23 protein-coding genes and 2 pseudogenes are annotated in these 24,323 nt (G+C 71.4%); 10 read left to right on the top strand and 15 right to left on the bottom strand.

Translation table 11 applies throughout. The features are described 5' to 3' along the window. Nucleotides 1–263 precede the first annotated feature (263 nt). A complete protein-coding gene (locus tag AB0N02_RS26625) occupies nt 264–1,583 on the bottom strand; it encodes a hypothetical protein (RefSeq protein ID WP_363951743.1) in 1,320 nt (439 codons plus the stop codon). A 333-nt stretch (nt 1,584–1,916) separates the two neighbouring features. Between AB0N02_RS26625 and AB0N02_RS26620 the strand changes: the two genes are divergently transcribed. Further along, nucleotides 1,917–3,365, top strand: a complete 1,449-nt coding sequence (locus AB0N02_RS26620; RefSeq protein ID WP_363951740.1) for an amidase — start codon at nt 1,917–1,919, stop codon at nt 3,363–3,365. Here the strand turns inward: AB0N02_RS26620 and AB0N02_RS26615 are convergent. The 3 genes from AB0N02_RS26615 to AB0N02_RS26605 all read right to left on the bottom strand — a co-directional run bounded on the left by AB0N02_RS26615 (nt 3,351) and on the right by AB0N02_RS26605 (nt 5,816). Next, entirely contained in the window at nt 3,351–4,175 is an 825-nt protein-coding gene (locus tag AB0N02_RS26615; RefSeq protein WP_363951737.1) for an NAD(P)-dependent oxidoreductase, read from the bottom strand. The two genes, AB0N02_RS26620 and AB0N02_RS26615, sit on opposite strands and share 15 nt — an antisense overlap. 261 nt (nt 4,176–4,436) lie before the next feature. After that, a complete protein-coding gene (locus tag AB0N02_RS26610) occupies nt 4,437–5,282 on the bottom strand; it encodes a nucleotidyltransferase domain-containing protein (RefSeq protein ID WP_363951734.1) in 846 nt (281 codons plus the stop codon). A gap of 114 nt (nt 5,283–5,396) precedes the next feature. Then, nucleotides 5,397–5,816 carry a VOC family protein gene (locus AB0N02_RS26605; protein WP_363951731.1) on the bottom strand — a complete coding sequence of 140 codons (420 nt, stop codon included), beginning with the start codon at nt 5,814–5,816 and terminating at the stop codon, nt 5,397–5,399. Nucleotides 5,817–6,020: 204 nt separating this feature from the next. Here AB0N02_RS26605 and AB0N02_RS26600 point away from each other — a divergent pair, with 204 nt between their 5' ends. After that, a complete protein-coding gene (locus AB0N02_RS26600) occupies nt 6,021–6,365 on the top strand; it encodes a YkvA family protein (protein WP_363951728.1) in 345 nt (114 codons plus the stop codon). Between the two features lie 102 nt (nt 6,366–6,467). Here the strand turns inward: AB0N02_RS26600 and AB0N02_RS26595 are convergent, their stop codons facing one another. Then, nucleotides 6,468–7,664 (bottom strand): amidohydrolase family protein, encoded by a 1,197-nt coding sequence (locus AB0N02_RS26595; RefSeq protein WP_363951725.1) that lies wholly within the window; start codon nt 7,662–7,664, stop codon nt 6,468–6,470. A 313-nt stretch (nt 7,665–7,977) separates the two neighbouring features. After that, nucleotides 7,978–8,715, bottom strand: a complete 738-nt coding sequence (locus tag AB0N02_RS26590; protein ID WP_363951723.1) for a tyrosine-protein phosphatase — start codon at nt 8,713–8,715, stop codon at nt 7,978–7,980. A 44-nt stretch (nt 8,716–8,759) separates the two neighbouring features. On the opposite strand from AB0N02_RS26590, the gene AB0N02_RS26585 reads away from it, so the two are divergent. Then, nucleotides 8,760–9,482, top strand: coding sequence for a hypothetical protein (locus AB0N02_RS26585; protein WP_363951721.1), 723 nt, complete (start codon nt 8,760–8,762; stop codon nt 9,480–9,482). A gap of 137 nt (nt 9,483–9,619) precedes the next feature. Here AB0N02_RS26585 and AB0N02_RS26580 read toward each other — a convergent pair whose 3' ends face one another. Next, nucleotides 9,620–10,528 (bottom strand): TIGR03620 family F420-dependent LLM class oxidoreductase, encoded by a 909-nt coding sequence (locus AB0N02_RS26580; protein WP_363951719.1) that lies wholly within the window; start codon nt 10,526–10,528, stop codon nt 9,620–9,622. A gap of 137 nt (nt 10,529–10,665) precedes the next feature. Between AB0N02_RS26580 and AB0N02_RS26575 the strand changes: the two genes are divergently transcribed. Beyond that, entirely contained in the window at nt 10,666–11,250 is a 585-nt protein-coding gene (locus AB0N02_RS26575) for a helix-turn-helix domain-containing protein (RefSeq protein WP_363951717.1), read from the top strand. Nucleotides 11,251–11,300: 50 nt separating this feature from the next. Here the strand turns inward: AB0N02_RS26575 and AB0N02_RS26570 are convergent, their stop codons facing one another. After that, nucleotides 11,301–12,095 (bottom strand): SURF1 family protein, encoded by a 795-nt coding sequence (locus tag AB0N02_RS26570; RefSeq protein ID WP_363951714.1) that lies wholly within the window; start codon nt 12,093–12,095, stop codon nt 11,301–11,303. Between the two features lie 193 nt (nt 12,096–12,288). Between AB0N02_RS26570 and AB0N02_RS26565 the strand changes: the two genes are divergently transcribed. Further along, nucleotides 12,289–13,002, top strand: coding sequence for a VC0807 family protein (locus AB0N02_RS26565; RefSeq protein WP_363951711.1), 714 nt, complete (start codon nt 12,289–12,291; stop codon nt 13,000–13,002). A 59-nt stretch (nt 13,003–13,061) separates the two neighbouring features. Next, nucleotides 13,062–13,658 (top strand): TetR/AcrR family transcriptional regulator, encoded by a 597-nt coding sequence (locus AB0N02_RS26560; protein ID WP_363951708.1) that lies wholly within the window; start codon nt 13,062–13,064, stop codon nt 13,656–13,658. Nucleotides 13,659–13,719: 61 nt separating this feature from the next. Here AB0N02_RS26560 and AB0N02_RS26555 read toward each other — a convergent pair whose 3' ends face one another. Beyond that, nucleotides 13,720–14,031: a hypothetical protein gene (locus AB0N02_RS26555; RefSeq protein WP_363951705.1), complete on the bottom strand. Its 312-nt coding sequence runs from the start codon at nt 14,029–14,031 to the stop codon at nt 13,720–13,722. Between the two features lie 137 nt (nt 14,032–14,168). Here AB0N02_RS26555 and AB0N02_RS26550 point away from each other — a divergent pair, with 137 nt between their 5' ends. Beyond that, nucleotides 14,169–15,626 carry a methyltransferase gene (locus tag AB0N02_RS26550; RefSeq protein ID WP_363952156.1) on the top strand — a complete coding sequence of 486 codons (1,458 nt, stop codon included), beginning with the start codon at nt 14,169–14,171 and terminating at the stop codon, nt 15,624–15,626. Nucleotides 15,627–15,960: 334 nt separating this feature from the next. Here the strand turns inward: AB0N02_RS26550 and AB0N02_RS26545 are convergent, their stop codons facing one another. Continuing rightward, on the bottom strand, nt 15,961–18,978 hold the full coding sequence (locus AB0N02_RS26545) for a BTAD domain-containing putative transcriptional regulator (protein ID WP_363951702.1): 3,018 nt from the start codon (nt 18,976–18,978) through the stop codon (nt 15,961–15,963). A gap of 340 nt (nt 18,979–19,318) precedes the next feature. Here AB0N02_RS26545 and AB0N02_RS26540 point away from each other — a divergent pair, with 340 nt between their 5' ends. Further along, nucleotides 19,319–19,819 carry a hypothetical protein gene (locus AB0N02_RS26540; protein WP_363951699.1) on the top strand — a complete coding sequence of 167 codons (501 nt, stop codon included), beginning with the start codon at nt 19,319–19,321 and terminating at the stop codon, nt 19,817–19,819. 129 nt (nt 19,820–19,948) lie between these two features. Here AB0N02_RS26540 and AB0N02_RS26535 read toward each other — a convergent pair whose 3' ends face one another. The 3 genes and pseudogenes from AB0N02_RS26535 to AB0N02_RS26525 all read right to left on the bottom strand — a co-directional run. After that, complete coding sequence (locus AB0N02_RS26535; RefSeq protein WP_363951697.1) at nt 19,949–20,593, bottom strand: GNAT family protein; 645 nt, start codon at nt 20,591–20,593, stop codon at nt 19,949–19,951. 187 nt (nt 20,594–20,780) lie between these two features. After that, nucleotides 20,781–21,137, bottom strand: coding sequence for a hypothetical protein (locus AB0N02_RS26530; RefSeq protein ID WP_363951695.1), 357 nt, complete (start codon nt 21,135–21,137; stop codon nt 20,781–20,783). A 131-nt stretch (nt 21,138–21,268) separates the two neighbouring features. After that, nucleotides 21,269–21,463, bottom strand: a pseudogene (locus tag AB0N02_RS26525) (aminotransferase class I/II-fold pyridoxal phosphate-dependent enzyme); the annotation flags it as partial. A 180-nt stretch (nt 21,464–21,643) separates the two neighbouring features. Here AB0N02_RS26525 and AB0N02_RS26520 point away from each other — a divergent pair. Both AB0N02_RS26520 and AB0N02_RS26515 read left to right on the top strand, forming a co-directional pair. Then, complete coding sequence (locus tag AB0N02_RS26520) at nt 21,644–22,312, top strand: ribonuclease HII (protein WP_363951692.1); 669 nt, start codon at nt 21,644–21,646, stop codon at nt 22,310–22,312. A gap of 69 nt (nt 22,313–22,381) precedes the next feature. Next, on the top strand, nt 22,382–23,380 hold the full coding sequence (locus AB0N02_RS26515; RefSeq protein ID WP_363951690.1) for an LLM class flavin-dependent oxidoreductase: 999 nt from the start codon (nt 22,382–22,384) through the stop codon (nt 23,378–23,380). 84 nt (nt 23,381–23,464) lie between these two features. On the opposite strand, the gene AB0N02_RS26510 is transcribed toward AB0N02_RS26515, so the two are convergent. Both AB0N02_RS26510 and AB0N02_RS26505 read right to left on the bottom strand, forming a co-directional pair. Further along, complete coding sequence (locus AB0N02_RS26510; RefSeq protein ID WP_363951687.1) at nt 23,465–23,851, bottom strand: SCO5389 family protein; 387 nt, start codon at nt 23,849–23,851, stop codon at nt 23,465–23,467. A 91-nt stretch (nt 23,852–23,942) separates the two neighbouring features. Then, nucleotides 23,943–24,323: pseudogene (locus AB0N02_RS26505) on the bottom strand (ATP-binding protein); the annotation flags it as partial.

Below are 24,323 nucleotides of genomic sequence, written 5' to 3'. Positions count from 1 at the left end.
CCGACCCCGGGCTCCGTCACGGGGCCCGGACCCCGCCCCTCCTCCGCACTTCTGGTCGCACCGGTCCGGGCCGGATTTCCCGGGCCGGATTTCCTCGGCCGGGTTTCGAGCCCGAGGTCGACCACCTGATCCCCGGCGGTCGTCGGCGGGCACTCCCGCTCGCGGGAGCCACGGAGGCTCTCGGTGAAGGGACGCGGCGGTGGCCCGGCGGGTGGCCCGGCGGTGGTTCTCGCCGGGCCTCGTCGTCGTCCGCGCGATCCGTACTATCGGCTGCCTCTGCGCGACCTGCGGCTGAGCATGGCGATCGCGGTCACCGAGATCACGCCGGTGAAGAGCACCAGGATGACCAGCCTGCGGTCGGTGCCGTGCCGTCGCTCCGCGAAGCGGTCCAGGATTCGCTGTCCGCGCATGGCGAAGGGCGCGGGCGGCACGGGAGCCGGAGACGGGACGGACGAGCGCGATGGGCTCGGCGTCCGACTCGGTGTGGGGCTCGGCACCGCGACGGCCGTCGGCGTGCCGGTGGGCGGACGAGGACCCGGTGGCGTGGGCGTGGGAGGCAGGACCACGGGTGGTGTGGGCGTGGGAGGATCCGGGGTCGCCGGAGGCGATGACGACGTCGGAGTGGGGATGGGAGGCGTGGGCGTGGGAGGCGTCGGCGACGGCTGCTCCGGCTCGGGCGACTCCGTGGGCTCCGGCGTCCGCGAGGGGGTGGGCGTGGGGGTGGGGGTGGGGGTGGGATCCGGGACGGGGGTGGTCGGGTCGGGGCTGGGTGTCGCCTCTCCGGTGGCGGACGTGTCGGGTTCGCGACACTCGGAGCCGGAGCCCAGCAGTATCGAGATCACGCCGAGGCAGTGAAGGGGCTCCACGATCCCGGAAACCGGACCGCAGTGCTCCGACAGGTCGAGCAGCGAGCCCAGCACCCCGTCCCGGCAGGGAGCCGGGCTCCCGTCCCCGATCCTGACCTCGGCTCCGGCCCGCACTCCCTCTCCGACTCCGACCCTCACGCCGACGTCGGCCTCGTCTCCGACACCGACACCGACACCGACACCGACGCCGACGTCGGCCTCAACCCCGTCTCGGGCCTCCCCCTCGTCTCCGTTGTCTCCGTCGCCGGTCCCGCCCCTGCCTCCGATCCCCACGTCGACCCCGACCCTGACCCCGACCCTGACCCCGACCCTGACCCCGGCCTTCGAACCGGCCCTCGAACCGGCCTCCGACCGGCCGCCGGACGCGCCCTCGGTGCCGGCGCCGACATCGGTTCCGCCGGAGGAGGAGGCCGTGGGGGTGATCCTGGCCTGCGCCTCGATCCCGGTGACCTCGGCCCCGGCGGTGGTTCCGCTCCCGGTACGGACCTCAGGGGCGGAGCGGGGAGCCGGGGTCGGACCGGAGGGGGAGGCGTCGCTCGCGGGCGGGGAGACGGTGGACGGGAGGGTGACGGAAGGGGGCGTGATGAGCGGGAAGGTGTTCGTCTCCTCGCAGGTCGAGGCGGAAACCTCGCCGAACGATCCGTCCCCTCCGGACCGAAGGCACCGATCGGCGGTCTTCCGGATTTCGGCGGACGCCGCCAGGGCTCCCGTCGTCACAGGGACGGCCATACAGGTCGCCAGCACCGCCGCGCCGAGTAGCGCTTGTCGTCGTTTTCCGTACCGGCTTTTCGTCACGTAAACGTTCTAACATCTAACAGAGGGTTAGGGGAGAGTAATGGAATCCCCCAAAGGTCGCTTCCGTTCCACATGCCCTCCGGCCGGCGCGATCCGCGTACCGACACTCGGGGCGGGTGTGACCGCCCGTGGCCGCGGGGCGGGCCGGGATCGGCGAGTATGTGGGCAACGGACCGACGCTCCGGTGCTCGCCCCTGTCCCGGGCGTGAGATCCGGCGGGCCGTACGAAACCGGCGACGGTCAAGGAGTGAGGCGTTGGACGAGCTGTTCGACCTCGACGCGGTCGGTCAGGCGGAGGCCGTGCGCGCGGGCGAGGTCTCCCCGAGGGAACTGGCCGAGGCGGCGATCGCGAGGATCGAGGCGCACGACGGGGAGATCAACGCGGTCGTCCACCGCAGGTTCGAGCGGGCGCTGGCCGAGATCGACGCGCTACCCCCTGACGCCCCCTTCCGCGGGGTGCCGACCCTGCTCAAGGACCTGGGCTGGGGCATGGCCGGGGAACCGTACGGCGCGGGATCGCGCACGCTCGACGGGGTCGGGGTGGCGCAGGACGGCTACGGTGTGGCCAAGCTGCGCCGGGCGGGGTTCGTGGTCCTGGGACGGACCAACACCCCGGAGTTCGGCACCGCGATCACCACGGAGCCGAAGGCGTTCGGACCCACGCGCAACCCCTACGACACCGCCTACAGCCCCGGCGGTTCGAGCGGCGGGTCCGCGGCGGCCGTGGCGGCGGGCATGGTCGCCGTGGCCACCGGTGGCGACGGCGGCGGGTCGATCCGGATCCCGGCGAGCATGTGCGGGCTGGTCGGGCTGAAGCCGAGCCGGGGACGCGTCAGTTACGGTCCCGCGGCGGGCGAGGCCTGGGCGGGGTTCTCGGTCGCGGGCATGCTGTGCCGTACGGTCAGGGACAGCGCGGCGACCCTCGACGTGATCGCCGGGACGATGCCGGGCGACCCGTACGGCGCGCCCGCCTGGCCCCGCACCCTCGCCGAGGAGGTCGGCGCCGACCCGGGACGGCTGCGGATCGGCTTCCTCACCCGGCATCCGGGTGGGACGATTCCCGCCGATCCGGACCTGGAGGCCGCCGTGACCAGGGCGGCCGGGCTCCTGGAGTCACTCGGCCACGACGTCGGGCCGGGCGGCCCGGGGGCGCTCGCGGAGGAGGACTTCGCACTGCACTTCGGCACGGTCGTCGCGGTCCACGTGGCCGCCGACCTGGAGGACATCGGCCGCTGGCGCGGCAAGCCCGTGGACCTCGACGAACTGGAGACGCGCAACCGGATCCTGGGGGCGACGGGACGCGGGGTCGGTGCGGTCGAGTACGTGGCCTCGCGGGACTGGATCGACGGATTCCGCCGCAGGATGGCCGCCTGGTGGGAGTCCCACGACCTGCTGCTCACACCGTCCCTCGGGGTCGCGCCGTTCCCCCTGGGCTGGCTGTCGGCCGACGACGTGAGCATGGCGCGGGGCCGTACGAACCGGGCGGTGGCCTTCAGTTCACCGATCAACGCCACCGGCCAGCCCGCGATCTCCCTGCCACTGCACCGGACCGGGACAGGCCTGCCGGTCGGCGTCCAACTCGTCGCGGCGGCGGGCCGGGAGGACCTGCTCGTCAGGATCGCGTCCCAGATCGAGGCCGCCCACCCCTTCCACCACACCGCGATCAGGCACGTGTCCCCTCGGCAAGAGCTACTGACGGAATGATTCGCCGGTCGGCCGCTGGCCGAAGGCGTTACGGAGGGTGTAGTCAGGGGTGGCGTAGTCGCCGCCCTGAAGCCGGTCACCGGCGAAGTAACGTGCCGCTCCGGGGATCCGGTCGGCGTAGGCCTCGGCATCGTCGCGAGGACGGTAGCCGAGCCGGTCGTCGAGTTCCCAGAACCGGCGGGTGTTGGCGGAGACCGCGTACGCGGCGGTGAAGGTGACGTCGACCCGGGTCAGCGCGGCCCAGACGAACCCGGCGCAGTCGTCCGGGCTCAGCCACGTGGCCAGGTGCCGCGGCTCGCTCGGCTCCGGCTCAAGGCTGCCGATGCGCAGGCACACCACCTGTAGGCCGAACTTGTCGGCGTACAGGCGGCCCAGGGCTTCCACGGCGACCTTGCTGACGCCGTACAGCCCGTCGGGGCGGGGCGGTATCTGCGCCGAGACCGTCTGCGTGGCCGGGTAGCAGCCGGTCAGCCGGTTGCTGCTGGCCAGCACCACACGCCTGACTCCCGTACGCCGTGCCGCCTCCAGCACGTGGAGGGTGCCCAGGACGTTGCCTTCCAGAAGGTCGGCGAACGGAGCCTCGTCCGGCACTCCGGCCAGGTGCACGACCGCGTCGGCACCGTCGATGACCGACACCACATCCTCGATGTCGGCCAACTGGACTTGATGGACCTCCTCGTTCGATCCCTCGGCGGTCAGCGGTGCGCGATCGACCGAGATCAGCCGGCGTAGGCGACGCCGCAGTGGTTCACGCAGTACGGAGCCGACCTGTCCGGCGGCACCGGTGAGTACGACCGTCTCCACCGTCATGGACTGAAGTGTGCCAGCGGCCACCGACACTTCGGTCATGTGAGGCGGCGCGTTGATTCGACGATCGTTCGAGTCGTCGCCGGCAGACGACGGCGGCGGCCGGTGTCATGAAGGTCTCGTGGATGTCGTCGCGGATCTCCCGGCGGATGCGCGGACGACGGAACCGGTGCGGCGGCGATCCCCCCGGTCGGTGGAGAACCGTCCCGTCGACCGGGAGGACCGCTGCACGGTGTGACTCCGGGTGTCGCTTCGCAGCCGGGGTCAGAGACGCGGATCCGGGACGGGAGGGACGGGGTGCCGGGCCGTGATCGCGTCGATCTCGGAGGTGAGAAAGCCGAGGGTCAGGCTCGCCCGAGCGGCGAGCCACCGCTCTCCGGCCCGGTCGTCCGGCGCGTCCACGGTGCCCGGCGTGTTCCGGGCTCCCGGGGTGGGAGAGCCTGGGGAGCCGGGAGGGCTGTAGCGGCGTCGCTCGATGTCGTCGACGACCCGCGCCGGAGCCCGCATCTCCCTGAGTACGGCGAGTGCCTCACGCTTGGTGACGAGCCTTCCGTCCCGCAGTGTCACCGCGGCCCTGGCCAGGGTGAGCAGGGCGGCGTCCACCCAGATGTCACGGAGCCACAGCTCGGGACGGTCGAGGAGCGGACGCCAGAACTCCCGCAGATCCCTGACGATGAACCCTGTGAGCTCTTCGTCGGTCACGGGTGGCAGGGCGGACGCCGGGGGCTCGCCGTACAGGACCAGCCCGAAGCCGTGCAGCTCGCGCCGGGTCACCGGGGTGATCGGCCGGTGCATGATCTCCTCGTGGGCCCAGGTGAGGTGGGGGCGCTCCGGGTCGTCCAGCTCCGTCACGGCGGCGTAACTGCAGTGGAGCTTCGCGGAGAGCGGGACGTCCGCCCCCAGGCGTTCGTGCATCTCCGTGAGGTGTCGTTCCTCCTCGGAGGTGCAGGGCCGGCGCAGGACGGCGATCAGATCGAGGTCACTGCGGGTGGGCTGGTAGTCGCCCGAGGCGAGCGATCCGTGCGCCCACACCGACACCAGCGGTGCGAGCGGTGTGATGTCGTCGAGGAAACGCTCAAGAAGCGCGGAGGTGGGGGTGTGATCGATCACAAGGGTGGTCTTCCCCCCCGGACAGCCGACACCACCTTCGAAGCCGTGTTGTCGCCGTGCGGTGAGATCGGCGCTGTGCGACCGTTCACCCCGGCTCGGGTCGGTGGTGGTGGCCTAACGGGGCGTGGGGTCCTGCGTGAGGAACATCTCCAGTTGGATGTTGTCCGGATCCCGGAACGCGATCAGTGTGAAGCCTGTCGCCGGGACGACCGTGACGCCGGAATGCGTGACCCCGGCTTCGGTCAGACGAGTGGCCCACGCCTCCATCTCGGCCTGCGTGTCCACGGTGAACGCCAGGTGGTCGAGCCCCGTGCGGTGCTCGCTGAACTCCGTACCGGCGTCCTCGTGCCTGTGCCTCGTCAACCCGATGACGACTCCGCTCGGGTGGTGCATGATGCGCCGCTCGAAGCTCTCGGTGTCCCACGGGAACAGCGGGGAGAAGCCCAGGACGTCGCCGTACCACCGCACGGAGGCGTCGAGGTCGCGCACGTTCAACGCGATGTGGTGGATTCCCGAGAAGTTAGCTTTCGACATGTACTACGCCTTTCGTCGCCGCCTGTCCGCCCGAGTACGGACGCCACCTTAGAACCTGGGGCATTCCAGGGGAATCCGGACCGCCCGCCGGAGCACATCCCGGCCGGCCCGATCCCCGGGAACCGTCAGGGAAGAGTACGCGTTATATCTCAAGGCGGCAGGGTAAAAGTCTGTCGACGAACGTGCTCCCCGAGGAGGGCTCACATGGCGAAGGCGGCGCGTGCGGCACAGGCGTGGCGGGCTTACAAGCAGGTGTCACAGCCGGGCTCACCAGGTCTCGGCACCAGACTGCGCTCCATTCCCAAGATGATCGGCGCGGTGACACGCGGCCGTTATCCCGGAATGAGCAAGAGCAAGCTTGCCATGCTGGGTCTCGGCGTGGTCTACATCATCTCGCCCATCGACGTCATCCCCGACTTCCTGGCGATCATCGGGGTGGCCGACGACTTCGGTGTTCTCCTGTGGCTGATGGGCTCGCTGCTCGGTGAGAGCGGGCGCTACGTCGACTGGGAGCGCAGGAACATCCAAGCCAGGGCCTTCCCATCCTGATCGGACTTCTTCCCCTGATCGAACCTCCTCTCCTGACCAGGGCTTTCCGCTCTGATCAGGCCTCCCGCCCTGCTCAGGGGTTTTCCGCCCCGAGCAGGGTGGTCAGAGCTTCTCCATCCTGAGCCAGGCCCGTGACGGCAGAGGATGGCCGAACAGGCGGGCGGCGTTGCCGTAGGCCACCCTGGCGATGTCGGCGGGCGGCAGGTTGCCCAGGTTCGCCGCGACGGCCTGCTGGGTGTCGGGCCAAGTGGAGTCGGAGTGGGGATATCCGCTCTCCAGCAGCACGTGCTCCAGGCCGACCGCGAAGCGCACACCCGACAGAGCGTGGTCGTTGAGTGTGCCGAAGAAGAAGTTGCGGCGCAGGACCTCGCTGGGCTTCAGCCCGCCCTCCCAGGACGCCTCCCCCGCGACCGGGTGATCCAGCGCGTAGTCGGCCCGTTCGGCCAGCATCGGCAGCCAGCCGACGCCACCCTCCACGATCAGGATCCGCAGCGCGGGAAAGCGCAGCGGGATGCCCGACCAGAGCCAGTCGGCGCAGGCGAACATGGCGCTGGCCGGCATCAGCGTGGTGATCGCCTCGATCGGGGTGTCCGTGGACGGCACCGGCGTCCAGGAGGCCGAACCGGTGTGCAGGCAGACGACGGTGCCGGTCTCCTCGCAGGCCTGGAAGAACGGGTCCCAGTGGTCGCTGTGGATGGACGGCAGGCGCAGCCGGGTGGGGAACTCGGGGAACAGGACGGCCTTGAACCCGCGGGCCGCGTTGTCCCTGATCTCCTTGGCGGCGAGCTCGGGATCGGTCAGCCAGGGGAGCTGCAGGGCGATGATCCGCTCGGGATAGGTGCCGGCCCAGACCTCTACGTGCCAGTCGTTCCAGGCCCGCAGGACCGCCAGACCGAGCTCCTGGTCACGGGTCTTGGCGAAGACCATCCCCGCCTGCCCGGCGAGCATGCCGGGAAAGCACAGCGCCGCCCAGATCCCGGCACGGTCCATGTCCTCGATCCGGGCGTCGACGTCGTAGCAGCCGGGACGCATCTGCTCGAACCGTACCGGGTCGAGCGTCCACTGCTCGCGGGGCAGGCCCGCGCCCACGTCGAGCCCGGCGCACGGGTAGGTGGCTCCGCCGTACCGCCAGACCTGGTGACCCGAGTCGGTCTCCACCACCTTGGGGGCGAGGTCGGCGAATTTCTCGGGGAGCCGGCCCTCGAACAGGTCGGGCGGCTCGATCAGGTGGTCGTCGGCTGAAATGATCACATAGTCCCGCCGCCGTGGCTCGGGGTCGGGCAGCAGCGGCGTAGTCACGCGGTAAACCGTACGTCGCTGACATCACACTGAACAACCTGCAAGATATCCGCTTGGTATCTGTGTCGCATCGTCCGTCTCTCGCGCACGTCCCGGAGCCCCTTTCGCGCATGTCCCGGAGCCACCGCACGTGTGTCCCGGAGCTCCTCGCAGGCATGTCCCGAAGCCTCTCCTGCGTGTGTCCCGGAGCCACCGGGCGCGCGCTCCAGCCACCCGGACATGTGCCCCGGAGCCACCAGAGGGGGAAGACGGCGGCCCCGGGGACGGACCCGCCTTGGAGAGCGCTGCTCGCGGCGGGTCCAGGGGAGGGGCTCTACCCCGCGTTCGCCGGAGTATCAGGATTTTCGAGAAGATGCCGGCGAAGGGTGTCCGTGAGCGTCTCGCTCACCCTCAGGGTGTTCAGGCAGTAGTCCCGCACCGAGCCCAGTTCGGCCAGGAAGAAGCGCATCGCGTCGGAGGGCGCCTGACCGTAGCCCGGCCACGGCGGCGGCCCGTTCGGGTTCTCCGACCGCCAGCGGGCGATCGCCCGGGGCGTGGCCAGGCCGGTCAGCGCGTAGTCGGCGATCACGTCCTCCTCCGGCACCCCGAGCAGCCGCAGGACCAGCGCCGCGAGCACCCCGGTGCGGTCCTTGCCCGCCGCGCAGTGGATCACCACGGGCGCGTTGTCCGCCTCGGCGATCACTTCGAGCGCCTCTCCGATCTCGGCCCTGCTCTCCCGGGCCATCTCGTGGTAGTGGTCGGCGAAGAACCTGGCGAGCCCCGTCTCGGGGTCGTAGTCCTCGGTGTTCCAGAACCGGTGCTCAAGCGAGAGGTTGTGATAGCGAGGTCCGTGCGGGGCCCGCCCCTGCCGCTCGATCTCCTCCGGATGCCGCAGGTCGATCACCGTGCGGACGCCGAGGGCGTGGAACCTGCCGAGGTCGTCGTCGGCGAGCCGGTGCAGTGAGTCCGACCGGTACAGCCGCCGCCAGCGCACCCGGAGCCCGTCCTCGGCGGCGTATCCGCCCACGTCCCTGAAGTTGTGCAGCCGTGCGTACTCGATGTGCCGCGTCACGGCCCTAATCTATCCAGCGGGGGCATCTCACGATGGGGGCGGACATGCAGGTCGCGCGGACCGTGGTTCCGGCCTGGAGAGGCATCCCGTACGGCGCGCGTCTCGCGCTGTTGTTCGTCCTGGCACTGTCCACGGTGGTGGTCCACCTGAACCAGGATCCCGCGCTGCGCGGCGCGGAGGAGCTCATCTCCGACCTGCGGGCGGGCACCGTGACGGAGGTCGTCTACGACCGTGACTGGCCCGCCTACGGCACCCTGACATGGGCCAACGGCCCCCTCTCCTGGAACGAGGCCTACTTCGACCCGCCGGACGACGTCTGGGACCCCGTGACCACCAGGCTGGTCCGCCCGGCGCTTGAGCGCCGACAGGAGGCGTTCCTGGCCCGGGTGCGGGAGGCGGCCGACCCCTCCGTGCGGATCGATCGTTCCGGCGGCCCTCAGCGGTTCGGGATGGCCGGGATGCTGATGGGCTCCCCCGCCTACGCGCGCTGGTGGGAGCCGTTCGCACCGGTCGCGGTCACCGCCGAGCTGCTGGCCTGGCTGCTGATGCTGACCCGCCGGGACAACCACTACGCCAGCCGCTGGGCGTGGCTGTGGATGTTCCTGGTCGGCGGGTCGCTGCTCTACGTGCTGCTGGAGCCGTATCCGCTGTGGCGCGGGCCGTACGAGGTGTCGCCCTCGCGGGCCAGGCTCGACGGGACGCAGGGGTTCGCGCTCGCCGTGGCGATCTTCTTCGGCCTGGGCATGGTCGGCGCCTGGACGTCATGAGGCGGTAGGGAAACCATCGCCGCCGCCCGCCGCCCGCCATGCCCGCCATGCCCGCCATGCCCGCCATGCCCGCCATGCCCGCCATGCCGGTCAGGCCTGAAGGCGCCCGCCGCCCGCTGTGCCGTCCGCGGCGCGGGTCAGGTCTGGAGATGCCCGGCGATGCGTTCGAGCTGGTCGACGATCGCGGGGACGTCCGGGCCGAGGGGCTGCACGACGACGTGGTCGGCGCCCGCGTCGAGGTGCTCGTGGACGCGCTTGGCGACGGCGGACCCGTCCCCGCAGGCGAAGATCTCGTCGACGACCCGGTCGCTCGGCTCGCCCGCGATGTCCTTCTCGTCGTAGCCGAGCCTGCGCAGGTTGGCCGTGTACGGCGAGTCGGGGAGCCGGAAGAGCGGTGAGCGGCGGGCGAGGGTTCTGGCGCGGTCGAGGTCGTCGTCGAGGATGACCCCGACCCCGACCACCAGGAGCTTGCCGGGGCCGAGGACACGGCGGGCCAGCGCGGTGTTGGCCACCGGCATCGTGTGGGGGTAGGCGCCGTCGGCCCGGTCACGGGCCAGTTCGAGCATCCTCGGGCCGAGCGCCCCGAGCAGCCTCGGGAAGGGCACCGACGGCCGTACCGCCTCCTCGGCGGAGGCGTCCATCCGGTCGAGGTAGGCCCGCATCTCGGTCAGCGGCTTGGAGGACCTCTGCCCCCACAGCTCGACGAGGGACGGGATGCTGATGCCGAGGCCCAGCGCGACCCGCCCCGGGTGCGCCTCGGCCAGCGTCGCGGCCCCCGCCTGCATGACGGGGGCCTGCCTGGCCCAGACGTTGGCGAGGCCGGTCGCGACGACCAGCCGTTCCGTGGCCGCCAGCATCACTCCGAGCTGGGAGAACGCCTCGCGGCCCCCGATCCCCTCGTTGACCCACGCCGCGCCGTACGGCAGCCTCTCCAGGCGGGCCAGCTCACGCCGCCAGGTCGCGGCGCCGGTCGCCGGGGCCGCGATGCCGGCCCCTACGCGGCCCCACCGGGCGGCCGCCTGCCATGTCGTTCCATCGGTCGTCATCGAGCGCTCCATGGAAGTCGAGAAAACGGGGCGAGCGCCCCGGTTGATACTGTACGGAACCGCCGTACCGTTTGCCCACGGATACGGAACGATCGCCCCGTTTTTCGTGAAGAAATCTCGAAGGAACGACACCCACCATGGACACCCAGCCCCGGCAGCCCGCGAAACCCCTGCGCGCCGACGCCAGGCGCAACCGTGAGCGCGTGCTCGCCGCGGCCAGGGAGATCTTCGAGGCGGAGGGCGTCTTCGCGCCCCTCGACGAGATCGCCCGCCGTGCCGGGGTGGGGGCGGGCACCGTCTACCGCCACTTCCCGACCAAGGAGGCGCTGCTGGAGGCGATCGTGGTCGGCAACATGGAGGCGCTCATCGAGGAGGCCGCGCTGCTCTGCGAGGCCGGCGACCCGGAGGCCGCCTTCTTCGCCTTCTTCGAGCGCATGGTCGAGCAGGGCGCGGCCAACCGCGCCTTCACCGGGGTGCTCACCCGGGCGGGCGTCGACGTGCGGTCCGTCGCGGGTCACAGGGGCCGGGATCTTCTCGACGCCCTCGCCACGCTGCTCACGCGTGCCCAGCGCGCTGGAAAGGTGCGTGAGGACCTGACGGCCCAGCAGGTGAAGGCGCTGCTCGTCGGCGTGCTGGCCGGAGGCGACTGGCTCGGCGGCACCCAGGAGGACCGCCGCCACCTCCTGAAGGTGGTCGCCGACGGGCTTCGCCTCCGGGAGTGAGCCCGGGAGGGTGTGAGCGGGCGGTCACCGCCCGGGCGCCGGCCGGTTCCTCAGGCGTCGACCGGTTCCGCCGTCTCCCTGTCCTTCTCCGCCGCCTCGGCGCGCAGGTCCGCGGCCTCCCTGCGGATCAGCAGCACCCAGCCGCCGACCGCGACCGCGATGAACAGCCACCACTGCACGCCGTACGCCAGGTTGAGGCCGCCGCCCCCGCCGACGTCAGGCGCGGGCACGGGTGCGGGCGCCGCGGCGGCCTTCGGCGACTGTGCGATCAGGTCCACGTATCCGCCGAGGAGCCCGTACGGCAGGCCCCGCCCGACCGTCTCGGTGTTGATCAGCAGGATCTGGCCCGTAGGGAGGCCCTGCCGGTTCTTGATGCCGGTGGACTCCTCGGTCTCGCTGGACTGTAGACGCCCGGTGACAGTTACCTCATCGGTGCTCGGCGGGGGCACCTCGGGAAGGGCGTCCGCCGTGGCGCCGGCCTTGACCCAGCCGCGGTTCACCAGCACGCCCTGACCGCCGGCGGTCTTCAGCGGGGTGAGCACGTAGAAGCCGACCATGCTGTCCTGGGTGCGGCGGCGGACCAGCAGTTGGTTGGCCGCGTCGAACGTGCCCGTGACCGTCACGGTCCGGTATCTGTCCTGGGCGGGCACGCCGCCGCCCGGCGTCGTGAGCCTCTCCACGGGGACGGGCGCGGCGGAGAGGTTGGCGGTGATCTGGTGGCTGCTGGTCGACCGCTCCTCGAAACGCCCGAACTGCCATCGGCCCAGGAACACGAAGGCGGGGATGACCAGCAGAACCACCACGTGGAGCGCCAGCCATCGGGGAGTCAGAAGGAACCGGTACACGCTCCCAAGGGTAGGCACCGTGGGCACCGCTCTCTCCTTCGAGTGCGCCGTTGGCCGCCGTGGGGGCCGCCGTGGGGGTGCGGAGCCCTCCGTAGCCGATGTTCTGGAAAGACTGCGGACACTCCGGACATCGCGTACGGTCGGATGGATCCGTCCCCCCGGACCGTTCCACCACCCCCGGAGCCCATGCACGATGACTTTGCTCCTGTCGCCTCCCATGGCTCCGGTCGCGCTTCCCCGTCTAGGGGCGCTGCTGCGGCACGCCGCTCCCCGGGTGCTGGAGGGCATGATCCTCCCCGTCGCCGTCTTCTACGCCGGACTGATGTTCTTCGGCCTGTACGGCGCGCTCGCCGTGGCGGTCGCGTGGGTCTACGGCGGCATCGTCTGGCGGCTGGTCAAACGTGAGCCGGTGCCGGGCACCGTGCTCCTGGCCGCGGGGACGATCACGGTCAGGGCGGTGCTGGCCGCGGCGACCGGAAGCCCCGTCCTGTTCTTCCTGCAGCCCTGCCTGGGCGTGCTCTGCGCGAGCATGGGCTTCCTGTTCACCGCGCCGCTACGGCGGCCGCTGGTGCAGCGGGTGGCGACCGACCTGGTCCCGCTCCCCGACCACCTGCTGGAGCATCCCCGGATGCGCCGTTTCTTCGTGTGGCAGTCGCTGCTGTGGGGCTGCGCGCAGCTCCTCAACGCCTCGCTCAGCGTGTGGCTGCTGCTCAGCCAGAGCCTGGAGACCTACCTCGTCGTGCGGACCTCGCTGGTCGCGGTTCTGCTCGGCGGCGCCGGGCTGATCTCGGTGCTCGGTCTCAGGAGCTGCCTGCGGACGCTGGCGGGGGCACTCCCGGAGGAGGCGCCGGAACGGCCGATCTCGGGACGTGTGCCGTCGGGCACCGGGCATTATGATCGACTCTGACCTGTGACGTTTCCCGCATCATTTGCGGAACAAGGTTCTGTTGCCTCACCATTGACACTGTGAAAAGTGCCAAGAGCGGACGCGACGGCCGTACCCGGATCATCGAGGGGGCGCTGCGCCGATTCAGCCAGGACGGCGTCTCGGCCACCACGCTGGCCAGCCTCCGGGAGGAGAGCGGCGTCAGCGTCGGCAGCTTCTACCACCACTTCGCCAGCAAGGAACACGTCTTCGGCGTGCTCTACGCCGACACCCTGCGGCTCTACCAGGAGGAGTTCCTCGGCGAACTGCGGCGGCACGAGGGGGCCAAGGAGGGCGTCGAGGCCATCGTCGGGCTGCACATGAGGTGGTGCGGGGAGAACCGCGAGCGGGCCCACCTGCTGATCAGCGAGCGTCCCCCCAAGCGTGACGAGCCGGGCGGCCCCGAGGTCTCCGAGTCGCGCCGGGCGTTCTTCAAGCAGGTCTCCGACTGGTGGCGGCCGCACATGAAGAACGGCCTGCTCCAGCCCGTCCACGCGACCATGTGCTACGTGCTCTGGCTGGGACCGGCGACCGAGATGTGCCGTCTGTGGTTCGCCGGGGCTCACCAGCCGACACAGGAGGAGATCGGCGGCCTGTGCGAGGCCGCCTGGCAGAGCCTGCGCCAGCAGCCCGCCTGACCGTCTGCCGTCCGAGTGCTCCGGCCCGGGTCACGGGGGGCTGCGCCGGACCGGAGCGGTCTCAGCGCGCTCCCACCAGCTGCCGGGCCCGGGTGGGCACCCGCCAGACCTCCTTGTCCAGCGAGATGTCCAGACGCAGGTCCTGGCGCTGGCGCCGCAGCCCCGGCACACGCACCCGGTCGCTGACGTCGAACCTGCCGCGCCGGGGATAGCCGAACCCCAGCTCGCCGGGAAGCACCCGCAGCTCGTCCTGGTTTCCACACCGGGGACAGGTCCAGGCGACCAGGTCCTTGCCCCGGTTGTAGTCGTGGCAGGCGCGGAAATACTCGTCGGGCCGGAAACGGGATTCGCAGGCGAAGCAGGGGATCAACATCTCGGATCCTTTGGAACAGGTGGTGCGGCACCTAAGAAGTACCGCTTACCACTTGTGGTCCGCTTGCAGAACGCTTACGGCGGTCTGTAACGGTCTCATCACCAGGGGTGCGATGCGAGGATGAGCCGGTGAACGAACTGCCCGACCATCTGCCCGGCCATCTGCCCGGTCGTCTCAGGGAGCTGTTCCTCGACGCCGGCTACACCGTCGACGGTGTCCGCGAGCGTCTCGGTGACGTCGCCGCGACCGCGCTCGCCCGCGAGGAGACGGTGCCCGCGCTGCGCGCCACCCGCGACGGCGACCCGCTCGGCGCGCTGATCCGGCTGTGGTGGCTGGGCGTGCCGGTCGAGGCCCCCGGACGGCTCCCGGTCGACGAGCTGGCCGCCGCGGGCCTGGTGACCGTGGACGGCGGCCTGGTCACCTCGACGGTCCACCTGCAGCCCTGGGAGACGGGCGGTTACGTCGTCTCCGACCGCAAGGTCAGGCCCGGCGACCCGGCGCTGCGCGAGGACCACGTCGTCGGGGCCGGTGGGGCGTCGGCGAACCTGGCCCAGCTGGTCTCGCGCCGCCCGGCCGGGCGGGCCCTGGACCTCGGCACCGGGTGCGGGGTCCAGGTGCTGCACCTGGCGGGGCGGGCCGAGCGGATCGTGGCCACCGACGTCAACCCCCGCGCGCTGCGGATGGCCCGGCTGAGCTGGGCGCTGTCGGGCGTCGACGGCGTGGAGGCCCGGGAGGGCTCTCTGTTCGACCCCGTCGCGGGCGAGCGCTTCGACCTGGTCGTCTCCAATCCGCCGTTCGTGATCTCCCCCAGGGGCCGGTTCACCTACCGGGAGTCCGGCTTCGAGGCCGACGGTTTCTGCCGCGACCTCGTACGGCTCGCCCCCCGCTTCCTCTCTCCCGGCGGCACCTGCCAGCTCCTGGCCAACTGGCTGCACGTCGGCGGTGAGGACTGGCGCGACCGGGTGGGCGGGTGGCTGGCCGGGACCGGCTGCGACGGCTGGGTGGTGCAGCGGGACGTCCAGGACCCGGCCGAGTACGCCGAGCTGTGGCTGAGGGACGCCGCCGAGCAGGGCACCCCTCGCTACCGGGAGCTCTACGACGACTGGCTGGGCTGGTTCGAGTCCATGAACGTCACCGGGATCGGCTTCGGCTGGATCACCCTGCACGATTCGGGCAGCCTGGACCCGGTGGTGCGGGTCGAGGAGCTGGGCCAGCGGGTCGAGCTCCCGGTCGGGGAGTACGTGGACGAGGTGCTCGCCGCGATCGGCGCGACGCACCGGCTGACCGACGAGGAACTGCTGGGCGCCCGGCTCGCGGTCGCGGGCGACGTGATGGAGGAGCGCGTCGGCACGCCCGGTGCGGAGGACCCGTCGAGGATCGTGCTCAGGCAGACGCGGGGACTGCGCCGCGGCGCGCGGGTGGGAACCGTCGAGGCGGCCCTGGCGGGGGTCTGCGACGGCGACTACCCCCTGGAGCCGCTGCTCGCCGCGATCGCCGAACTCACCGGCGAGAGTTTCGACGACCTGCGGGTGAAGGCCCCCGAGGGGCTCAGGCCGCTGCTCGCCGAGGGCTTTTTCCACATATCCCAAGGGTGATTATCCACAGGCTGTGTATATCGGTGGATATCCTCGCCGATCGGTTGTTGATCCGATGTTGAACGCGGGGCGGGATGCTCTGGTCGTGGGCACGGCGTGAACCCGGGGGGAAAGGGATCGCGCCGAGTCCGGCCGGTCGTCACTGTGAGGCGGCCGGCCATCGGAAGGCGTACCGGATGACCGGGCCCCCTACACGCCGACCGATGGCCCGACGGCCGGCCGGGCGCCCCACATCCGACTCAGGTTCCAGACGACGGGAATCACGGTGATCAACCACTTCTGGATGACACGTCTCGACGACGACCTGTACGACCTGTACTACGAGGGGTTCGGGTCAGTTGCCGACGCGGTCACGGTCGAGCAGGGCGCGAAGATCCGCGGCCTCGGGGGCTCCGAGCCGTTCGAAGACGTCGTGTGCCCGCTGGAGGCAGGCCCGGCTGCGCTGCGTGTTTCCCTGCCCGGCGAGCGCCCTGCCTAGGACCCACAGCGACAGCGCCTCGCCGTACGGGTGGCCGATCTCGCGGCTCACCGTCAGCGCCTGCTCGGCGTGACGGGTCGCGTCGGAGAACCGGCCCGCGGTGATGAGCGTCTCGGCCAGCCGTGAACAGACGCGCTGCTCCCACACCCGCTGATTGCTGGCCCTGAAGAACGCCAGGCACTCGGCGTGGTGGTGGACCGCCTCGGTCAGCCGCCCGACGCGGGACAGCACCATCCCCAGGTGGTAGCGGGCCCGGGCGGTGCCCGCGCTGGAGCCGATCTCGATGAAGATGGCCAGCCCTTGCTCCGCGGCGGCGATGGCCTCCTCGGGCTGGCCGAGGAACAGGTGGTCCCTGGCCGAGTAGCTGAGCGTCAGCGCCTCGCCGCCCGACGCGCCCACCTCCCTGAACGCCTCGCGGGCCGAGCCGAACAGGGCCAGCGCCTCCTGGTGGCGGCGCCTGCGGCCGGCCACGACGGCCAGCGCGTTGAGCGCCTCGCCGCTGACGATGCGGTCGCCCCCGTCGGCCAGGCTCAGCGAGGTCTGGAACTCCTCCTGGGCCTCCGCCAGCCGGTTGGCGCCGAAGAGCACCCGCCCCAGCACGTAGCGGCAGCGCAGCTCGCTGGAGATCGCGCCGAGCCGCCGGGCGGCGGCGAGCGTCTCCCCGGCCCGCTGCTCGAACTCGCGGGCATGGCCGCCCGCCTCCAGCAGCGGCTCCATGGCCAGCAGCAGGTCGGCGACGGGCAGCAGCCGCTCGGCCTCCGGCGCGCCGCCCGCCCGGACGGCCGCCAGGGCAGTCGTCTGGGCGACGGTCGCGAACAGCGACTCCGCCTCGGCGGACAGCCAGGCCACGGCCTCGTCGGCCGAGGCGAAGGTGTGGCCGGGGCCGGCCACCGCGAGCCGGTCGGCGATCATGCTGCCCTCGTAGGCCAGCCGGTGCGCCGACTGCGCGCACGCCAGGTAGAAGTCGAGCAGCCGCCGCAGCGCCGAGGCGCCCTCGTCGGGATCGGGGCCGCGCTCGGCGGTACGGCGGGCGAAGAGCCTGAGCAGGTCGTGGAAGCGGTACCGCCCGGGAGCGGGGGCCTCCAGCAGGCTGGCGTCCACCAGGGACTCCAGGATGTCCTCGGTGTCCAGCGGGTTCAGCGCGAGCACCGCGGCGGCGGCGCCGATCGAGATGTCGGGCCCGTCGGGCAGCGAGAGCAGCCGGAACGCCCGCGCCTGGGGCGGGGAGAGCTGGCCGTATCCGAGGGCGAAGGTCGCCTCGACCGCGAGGTTGCCCACGCGCATCTCGTCGAGACGGCGGCGCTCGTCGGCCAGCCGGGGCACCAGCGAGGCCACCGTCCAGGAGGGCCTGGCGGCCAGCCGGGCCGCCACGATCCGCACCGCGAGCGGCAGGAAGCCGCAGGCGGCGACCACGTCCATGGCGGCGGCGCGCTCCGCGGCCACCCGGTCGGCGCCCGCGACCGTGCCGAACAGGGTCAGGGCCTCGTCCGGCTCCATGACGTCCAGGTCGACCAGCCTGGCCGAGGCCAGGTCGGCGAGCTTGTGACGGCTGGTCACGATCGCCGCGCAGCCGGTCGAGCCGGGCAGCAGGTGGGCGACCTGGGCGGCGTCCCTGGCGCTGTCGAGCAGCACCAGCATCCGCCGATCGGCCAGCAGCGAGCGGTACAGCGCCGCCCGCTCCGCCAGGCCGTCCGGGATGACGTCCGCCGGCAGGCCGAGCCCGCGCAGGAACGCCGCCAGCACCGACTCGGGGGCGGCCGGTTCCTCGCTGTAGCCGCGCAGGTCGGCGTAGAGCTGGCCGTCGGGGAACAGGTCCTGCATGGTGTGCGCGAGATGCACGGCGAGCGCGGTCTTGCCGACGCCGCCGATGCCCGAGATGGCGGCCACCGGCACGCCGTCGGCACCCGCCCGGGCCGACAGCAGGGTCCGCAGCCTGGCCACGATCTGGCGGCGCCCGGTGAAGTCGTTCACCGCCGCGGGCAGCTGCGCGGGGCGGGGCAGCTCGGGGGCCTCGGACTCGGCGGCCTCCGGCTCCGCGGCCTGTTCCCGGGGCTCGGCGGGGGCCTGCCGTACCGGGTCGGGGGCGCCGGTGAGGCTCGGGTCGCCGGTGAGGATGCGCTGGTGCAGGGCGGTCAGACCAGGGCCGGGCTCGATGCCGAGCTCGTCGATCAGCGCCGCCCGGGTCTCGGCGAAGACCGCGAGCGCGTCCGCCTGCCGCCCGCACCGGTAGTAGGCCAGCATCAGCTGGGCGCGCAGCCGTTCGCGCAGCGGGTGGTCGGCGGTCAGCGCGATCAGCTCGGAGACGGCGTCGGTGTGCCTGCCCAGCTCGAGGTCCAGGTCCATGAGCGTCTCCAGCACGCTCATCCGGCGCTCGACGAGCCTGCCGCGCTGGTGCTCGGCGTAGGGGCCGACGGCCCCGGCCAGCGGCTCGCCCGTGCACAGCGCCAGGCTCGCGCGCAGGCTCTCCGCGGCCCCGTGCCGGTCTCCCGCGCGGCGGGCGGCCTCGGCCTCCTGCACCCCCCGCTCGAACAGCGTCAGGTCGAGGGCGGCGTCGTTCAGGCGCAGGGCGTATCCCCGGCCGACCGAGGTGAGCAGCTCGGGGCGGGTGCGGGGGGATCTGCCGGGTTCGAGCACGGCCCGCAGCCGTGAGACGTAGGTGCGCAGCGCGCCGAGCGCGCGGGGCGGGGCCTCCTCGCCCCAGACCGCGTCGATCATCTCGGCCGGGGTCACCGCCCGGCCCTCGCGCAGCAGCAGCATCGTCAGGATGGAGCGTTGCAGCGGCGTGCCGAGGTCGAGCTCGAAACCGTCACGCCAGGCCTGGACGGGGCCGAGCAAGGCGAAGCGCAACCCCTCTTCGCTGCTGTGAGCAGCCATTTCCTGGATCTCCGCCCTCAAGGAAAGCTGTATGACCAAATGATAGAACCTTCAATGCGGCCCCCAAAGGCGACCGCCCGCTCGTTAACCCGAGTGTTGATTCATCGTCAATCAAGCGTTGAACCATCTCGATGATGCTGTGACCGTGACATGTCGGGCATGGCGCCACGGGGGCAGCCGTGCCCGACATGCTTGTCGCTCGCAGACGTTCATGAGCATGCCAGCCGTTTGCAGGCGCGGATAAAGAAACTGTAAGTGCGGTGCAGGTGGAGCGCTCTATCAAAGAGCCATGACTTCCTCGGCAGGAAAGGGAGTCGTCCCACCCTCAGGGAGAAACATCATGAACCGCACAATCCGCAGTCTCATGGGGCTCGCCGCGGCCACCGCCGTCATCGCGGTCGGCGTCCCCGCCCTGACCTCCTCGGCCTCGGCCGCCACGTTCACCGCGGGCAAGGCCGCGAGCGCCTACGACGTCGACTACTGGGGTCCCTACTACTCCCGCTACTTCGACGGCTCCCGGGCCAAGGCCACGGGCCGCGTGTGGGACGACAACTCCGACCGCGTCCACGTCCAGGGCAAGCTCTACGACAAGAACTCGCCGCAGTGGCTGTGCGGCTACGTCCAGGTCAAGTTCGAGAACCTCGACGGCGACGAGACCTACTACTGGGCCAAGCAGTGCGGTTCCAGCGGCTACAGGTCCTTCCACTTCGCGGAGGACGACGTCGACAACGTCCAGGTCAGGGTCTGCTACTGGGACAACTCCCAGGCCAAGCGGAAGTACTGCGGCAACTGGGACTACATCTACCAGAGCGACGACGACGGCGGGGACGACGACGAGTAGCGGAATCCCTTGGAGAACGGAACCGATGGGGTGACCGGTGACGAGCCGGTCGCCGGACGAACATCAGGCCCGCCCGGACCCCGGGCGGGCCTTTTGTTCCATGAAGTCATCGAAGTGACGAGTACGCCTCTACGCTGCCTCGAACATGCCGAGCCGCGTGTGGAGCCGTTCTCGGACGAGCGGCCACTCGCAGTTCAGGATCGAGTAGTAGGCGGTATCTCGGACCGTGTCGTCGGCGCCTCGGGTTTCCGCCCGCCGCACACCGTCCAGGTGCGCGCCGAGGGCCTCGATGGCGGCCCGGGAACGTGTGTTGCGTACGTCGGCTTTGAGCGTGATGCGGTGGACCTGCCAGGTCTCGAAGGCGAGTGCGAGCATCAGATACTTGCTCTCCCGGTTGACACCTGTGCCCTGGGCCGAAGCGGCCAGCCAGGTGTAACCGATGTCCGCCACGGACGGGACCTCGCCCACCGCTCCACGCGCACCCGGCGGCCAGGGCATGGGACCCTGCCAGTACTCCAGGTGCATAAGACGGGTGGCACCGACGATGCGGTCGGTGTGCAGCCACCGGATGGCGAAGGGCAACGTGCGGCCCTCCGCCTGCTCAGCCAGAACGGCCTCCACATAGGAGACCATCTCTTCCCGGCCATGGGGAACGCGAGTGAAGGCGTATGTTGAACGGTCCTCACTCGACGCGGCGACAAGGTCGTCGACCACCGCCAGGCTGAGCGGTTCCAGGCGCACGGAGCGCCCAGACAGGGTGACAAAAGCGGGCATGAGCACATGATGGGGGCTGACAGGCATGCCTGGTGCCAAATGACACGAGACATCTTGGTGAGCATCCAGGAAAGCGCCTATGCCCCCACCGCATGAGGCATAAAATCCCAGGTCAGAGCACATGAATGCTATCTCGGACGCGCCTGGTGCCGGGGTAAAGTTTCCTCAAAGTGATCCTCTTCGGTGATCACCCCGTCACGGGGGCCGGAACGACGGTGGAACGCCGGTGCCCACCCGGTGTCCGCCGCACCCGGTTCAGGCCGATCAAGGCCTCTCCGAGGTGGTCGAGCGAGGCCGAGATCCAGGGTGGTTCGAGGGGGTCGGGAGCCTCCAGCGCGGCCAGGCGCCGCTCGGCGGTCTCGCCGTACAGCAGGCTGGTGGCCACCCGCACCCGCAGGCCCCTCGGGTCGTCGCCGAAGGCGTGGCCCGGCAGCACGCCGACGCCGTGCTCGTCGAGCATGCTCGCGGCCAGTTCCGCGGAGGTCGCGAAGTCCAGCCCGGTGAAGTCGGGGTAGAGGTGGAAACCGCCGTGCGGTTCGTCCACCGGGATCGCGCGTGCAGGACCGAGGAGACGACACGCTCGGGATCCGGCACCCCTCCCTCGCCGGGAGGTGCGGGAACGAACAGCGGACGCGCTCCGACCAGGCCGGCCTGGTCGGCGTAACTCACCCAGCTCGGCATCGGGAGCACGACGTCGCCGCCGATCGCCAGCAGCAGGCCGTACAACAGGGACTTGCTGCCGGGGCCGCAGACCACCGGATCCGGATCCGTCGGCAGGCCCCGCCGGTGCCGGTAACCGGCCGTCGCCTCACGCAGCCCGGCGACTCCGGCGACCGGACCGTACCCGTTGTGGTCCGAGGCGGCGACCAGCCGCTCGCGCAGCGCCGGATGAACGGGGAGTCCCGCCTCGCCGGATGCTTGATTTTCGCCGTCCGGTGTCGATCCGCGAGTTCGCCACGCCGGGCCGGCTCCGCGCCCGAGGCGGGGACGGTCCGGGGGCGGTGTGCGCGAGGGGCGGTGTGCGCGAGGTCCGGCCGGTAACGTCGGAGCGTGCCTCCCACATACGCGCTCGAACGGTTGCTGTCCGCCGGTGGATCGAAGCTCGTCGCCGGCGTCGACGAGGTGGGGCGGGGAGCCTGGGCCGGTCCGGTCGCGGTGTGCGCGGTGGTCACGGACCTGTCGGAGCCGCCCGCCGGCCTGACCGACTCCAAGATGCTCACCCCCGCCCGCCGCGCCGCCATGTTCGAGGAGATCACCGCCTGGGCCGCCGGAATCGGGTACGGCGAGGCCTCACACGAGGAGATCGACGAGCTCGGCATGACCGAGGCGCTGCGCAGGGCGGCGGGGCGGGCGCTGGCCGCGCTGCCCGTCCGGCCCGGCGCGGTCATCCTCGACGGTAAGCACGACTATCTCGGGGCGCCCTGGCCGGTCCGGTGCGAGATCAAGGGAGACCTCTCCTGCGTCTCCGTGGCGGCCGCCTCGGTGATCGCCAAGGTCCGCCGCGACGCCTACATGGCCTCCATCGGCTGCGAGGAGTACGGCTTCGCCGACAACGCGGGCTATCCCTCCCCGGTCCACCAGCGCGCCCTGGCCGCCCTGGGCCCGACGGAGCATCACCGCCTGTCGTGGTCCTACCTGGACGACCTGCCCCGATGGCGCCATCTCAAGAAACACCGCAACCCGCTGGCGGGAGAAGGCCAGCTCGGGCTGTTCGGATGACGCCGGAGTGATGAGCTCAACGGTGGAAAAGCGGCGGTAACGGTTCGCGTCACCGGTCATCATCGGGGGGTGCGAATTGGGATCTTTCTGGTGGCCGCCGGATTTCCCGGGCGGGAGCCGGGTCAGGTGCTGCGGGACACGGTCGAGGCGGTCGTCGTGGCCGAGGAGGCGGGGTTCGACGACGCCTGGATCGCCGAGCACCACTTCATGTCCTACGGCGTGTGCCCGTCGGCGGTGACGCTGGCGGGGGTGGCGCTGGGCCGTACGAGCCGAATCCGGGTGGGGACGGCGGTGAGCGTGCTGTCGGCGCGGCACCCGGTCGAGCTGGCGGAGCAGGCGGCGATCCTCGACCAGGTGTCGGAGGGCCGGTTCGTGCTCGGGGTCGGGCGCGGCGGGCCGTGGGCCGAGCTGGAGGTCTTCGGGACGGGACTGCCCCGCTTCGAGCGCGGGTTCCGCGAGTCGCTCGACCTGCTGTGCGCGGCCCTCGGGCAGGACACGGTCTCCGCCGACGGGGAGTTCTTCCGGTTCAGGGAGGTGCCCATGGTCCCGGCCGTCAGGCTCAGGCCGGTCGTGGCGTGCACCTCGCCGGGGACGGTCGCGCTGGCCGCCGAGCGGGGGCTGCCGATGCTGCTGGGCATGCACGTGGGGGACGACGGCAGGGCGGAGCTGCTGCGCTCGTACGGTGGCGCGGACCCCGGCCACGTGGCGGCGGCGGTCGGGCACGTGGCCGACTCGACGGAGCTTGCCGTACGGGAGCTGAGGGCGGCGATGCCGGGGTGGCTGGGGCCGGGACTGGCGGGATACGTGCCGATCGACGGGCGTCCCGGGCCGCGGCGTGACATCGCCGCGTATGTGGACTTCCTCTGCGAGACGCACCCGGTCGGCTCGGCCGACCTGTGCGTGGAGAGGATCGAGCGGACCGTGGCGAGGACGGGGCTGCGGCACCTGATCCTCATGGTCGAGGGCGCGGGCCGTCAGGCCCGCACCCTCGACAACATCAGGCGGCTCGGGGCCGAGGTGCTGCCCCGGGTTCGCCGGATCCCGCCGCCGGGAGGGACCGCGGCGTAGGCGGGATCTCCCGGCTGAGGCCGTCGGCACTGTCATCGGGCGGCGTCGCCGGACACGGTCACCGGGCGGTGCCGCCCGGCGGGGTCAGCAGTCGACGAGGTCGGGCTGCTGGTTGAGGATCTGGGACCTGGCGGTGACGAACTCCGCGTGGGCCTTGACGGCGGCCGGGTCGAAGACCGCGACCCGGTGGCAGTTCTGGAAGGCCAGCTTCACCCCGAAGTGCCGTTCCAGGGCACCGCGCATGGCGTCGCTGGCGAGGCAGCGCAGGAGCTGGCCGCGGGCGGTCTCGTCCGGCGGGGGAACGGTGTTGTCGGTGAACTCGGCGCCGGTGCGGTCGCGCCGCTGCACCAGGTCGCTGATCACCGACCAGGCGTAGGGCAGGGAGTCACGGACGCAGGCGACGAAGGCCGCGTCGTCCACCTCTCCCGCCTTCGCCTGGTCGAGAAGCTCGTTCGGAACGGTCAGCGACATGCTGCCTTCTCCTCTCAGAAGGGGAACTTACCGACATTAGGAGGGCCCTGTAGGGCCTCCATCTAGCGCGGAAGCGACACTCGTGTGGGCCTCAGTGAGAGAGCGACATCTGTGCCGGTCCGAAAACGAAGCCGGGGTCGATCTGGGCGGCCAGATCCTCACCCGTGGCCCGGTTGGCCCACGCCTCGGCGTTGCGCAGATGGAACTGCACCGCTTGACGGCCGAACCGCTCCCAGTCCTTGCCCTGACCGTCCAGCCGCGCCATCAACACCCCCAGCGCCTCCAGAGCGCCCGGCTCCAGATCCGCCAGCCCGAAATCCCGCCCCTGCTCCATCCCCCGCACCACCGCCGAATGCCCCAGGCACACCAGCAGATCCTCCCCCACCTGCTCACGCAGGAACTCCACATCCGCCGGACCGTGCACCTTGTTGCCCACCACCGCCACCGCCACCCCGAACTCGGCCGCGTAATC

This window comes from Streptosporangium sp. NPDC051022 (assembly GCF_040683035.1).
GTDB lineage: Bacteria > Actinomycetota > Actinomycetes > Streptosporangiales > Streptosporangiaceae > Streptosporangium.
Note: the sequence above shows the minus strand (reverse complement) of the source record. Positions and strands in the feature narration are given on the sequence as shown.

Bases quoted from the DNA above. Each gene is read 5' to 3' on its own strand.
- AB0N02_RS26615 (WP_363951737.1), bottom strand. From the start codon at position 4,175: ATGACGGTGGAGACGGTCGTACTCACCGGTGCCGCCGGACAGGTCGGC.
- AB0N02_RS26605 (WP_363951731.1), bottom strand. From the start codon at position 5,816: ATGTCGAAAGCTAACTTCTCGGGAATCCACCACATCGCGTTGAACGTG.
- AB0N02_RS26600 (WP_363951728.1), top strand. From the start codon at position 6,021: ATGGCGAAGGCGGCGCGTGCGGCACAGGCGTGGCGGGCTTACAAGCAG.
- AB0N02_RS26585 (WP_363951721.1), top strand. From the start codon at position 8,760: ATGCAGGTCGCGCGGACCGTGGTTCCGGCCTGGAGAGGCATCCCGTAC.
- AB0N02_RS26580 (WP_363951719.1), bottom strand. From the start codon at position 10,528: ATGACGACCGATGGAACGACATGGCAGGCGGCCGCCCGGTGGGGCCGC.
- AB0N02_RS26575 (WP_363951717.1), top strand. From the start codon at position 10,666: ATGGACACCCAGCCCCGGCAGCCCGCGAAACCCCTGCGCGCCGACGCC.
- AB0N02_RS26565 (WP_363951711.1), top strand. From the start codon at position 12,289: ATGACTTTGCTCCTGTCGCCTCCCATGGCTCCGGTCGCGCTTCCCCGT.
- AB0N02_RS26555 (WP_363951705.1), bottom strand. From the start codon at position 14,031: ATGTTGATCCCCTGCTTCGCCTGCGAATCCCGTTTCCGGCCCGACGAG.
- AB0N02_RS26545 (WP_363951702.1), bottom strand. From the start codon at position 18,978: ATGGCTGCTCACAGCAGCGAAGAGGGGTTGCGCTTCGCCTTGCTCGGC.
- AB0N02_RS26540 (WP_363951699.1), top strand. From the start codon at position 19,319: ATGAACCGCACAATCCGCAGTCTCATGGGGCTCGCCGCGGCCACCGCC.
- AB0N02_RS26535 (WP_363951697.1), bottom strand. From the start codon at position 20,593: ATGCCCGCTTTTGTCACCCTGTCTGGGCGCTCCGTGCGCCTGGAACCG.
- AB0N02_RS26510 (WP_363951687.1), bottom strand. From the start codon at position 23,851: ATGTCGCTGACCGTTCCGAACGAGCTTCTCGACCAGGCGAAGGCGGGA.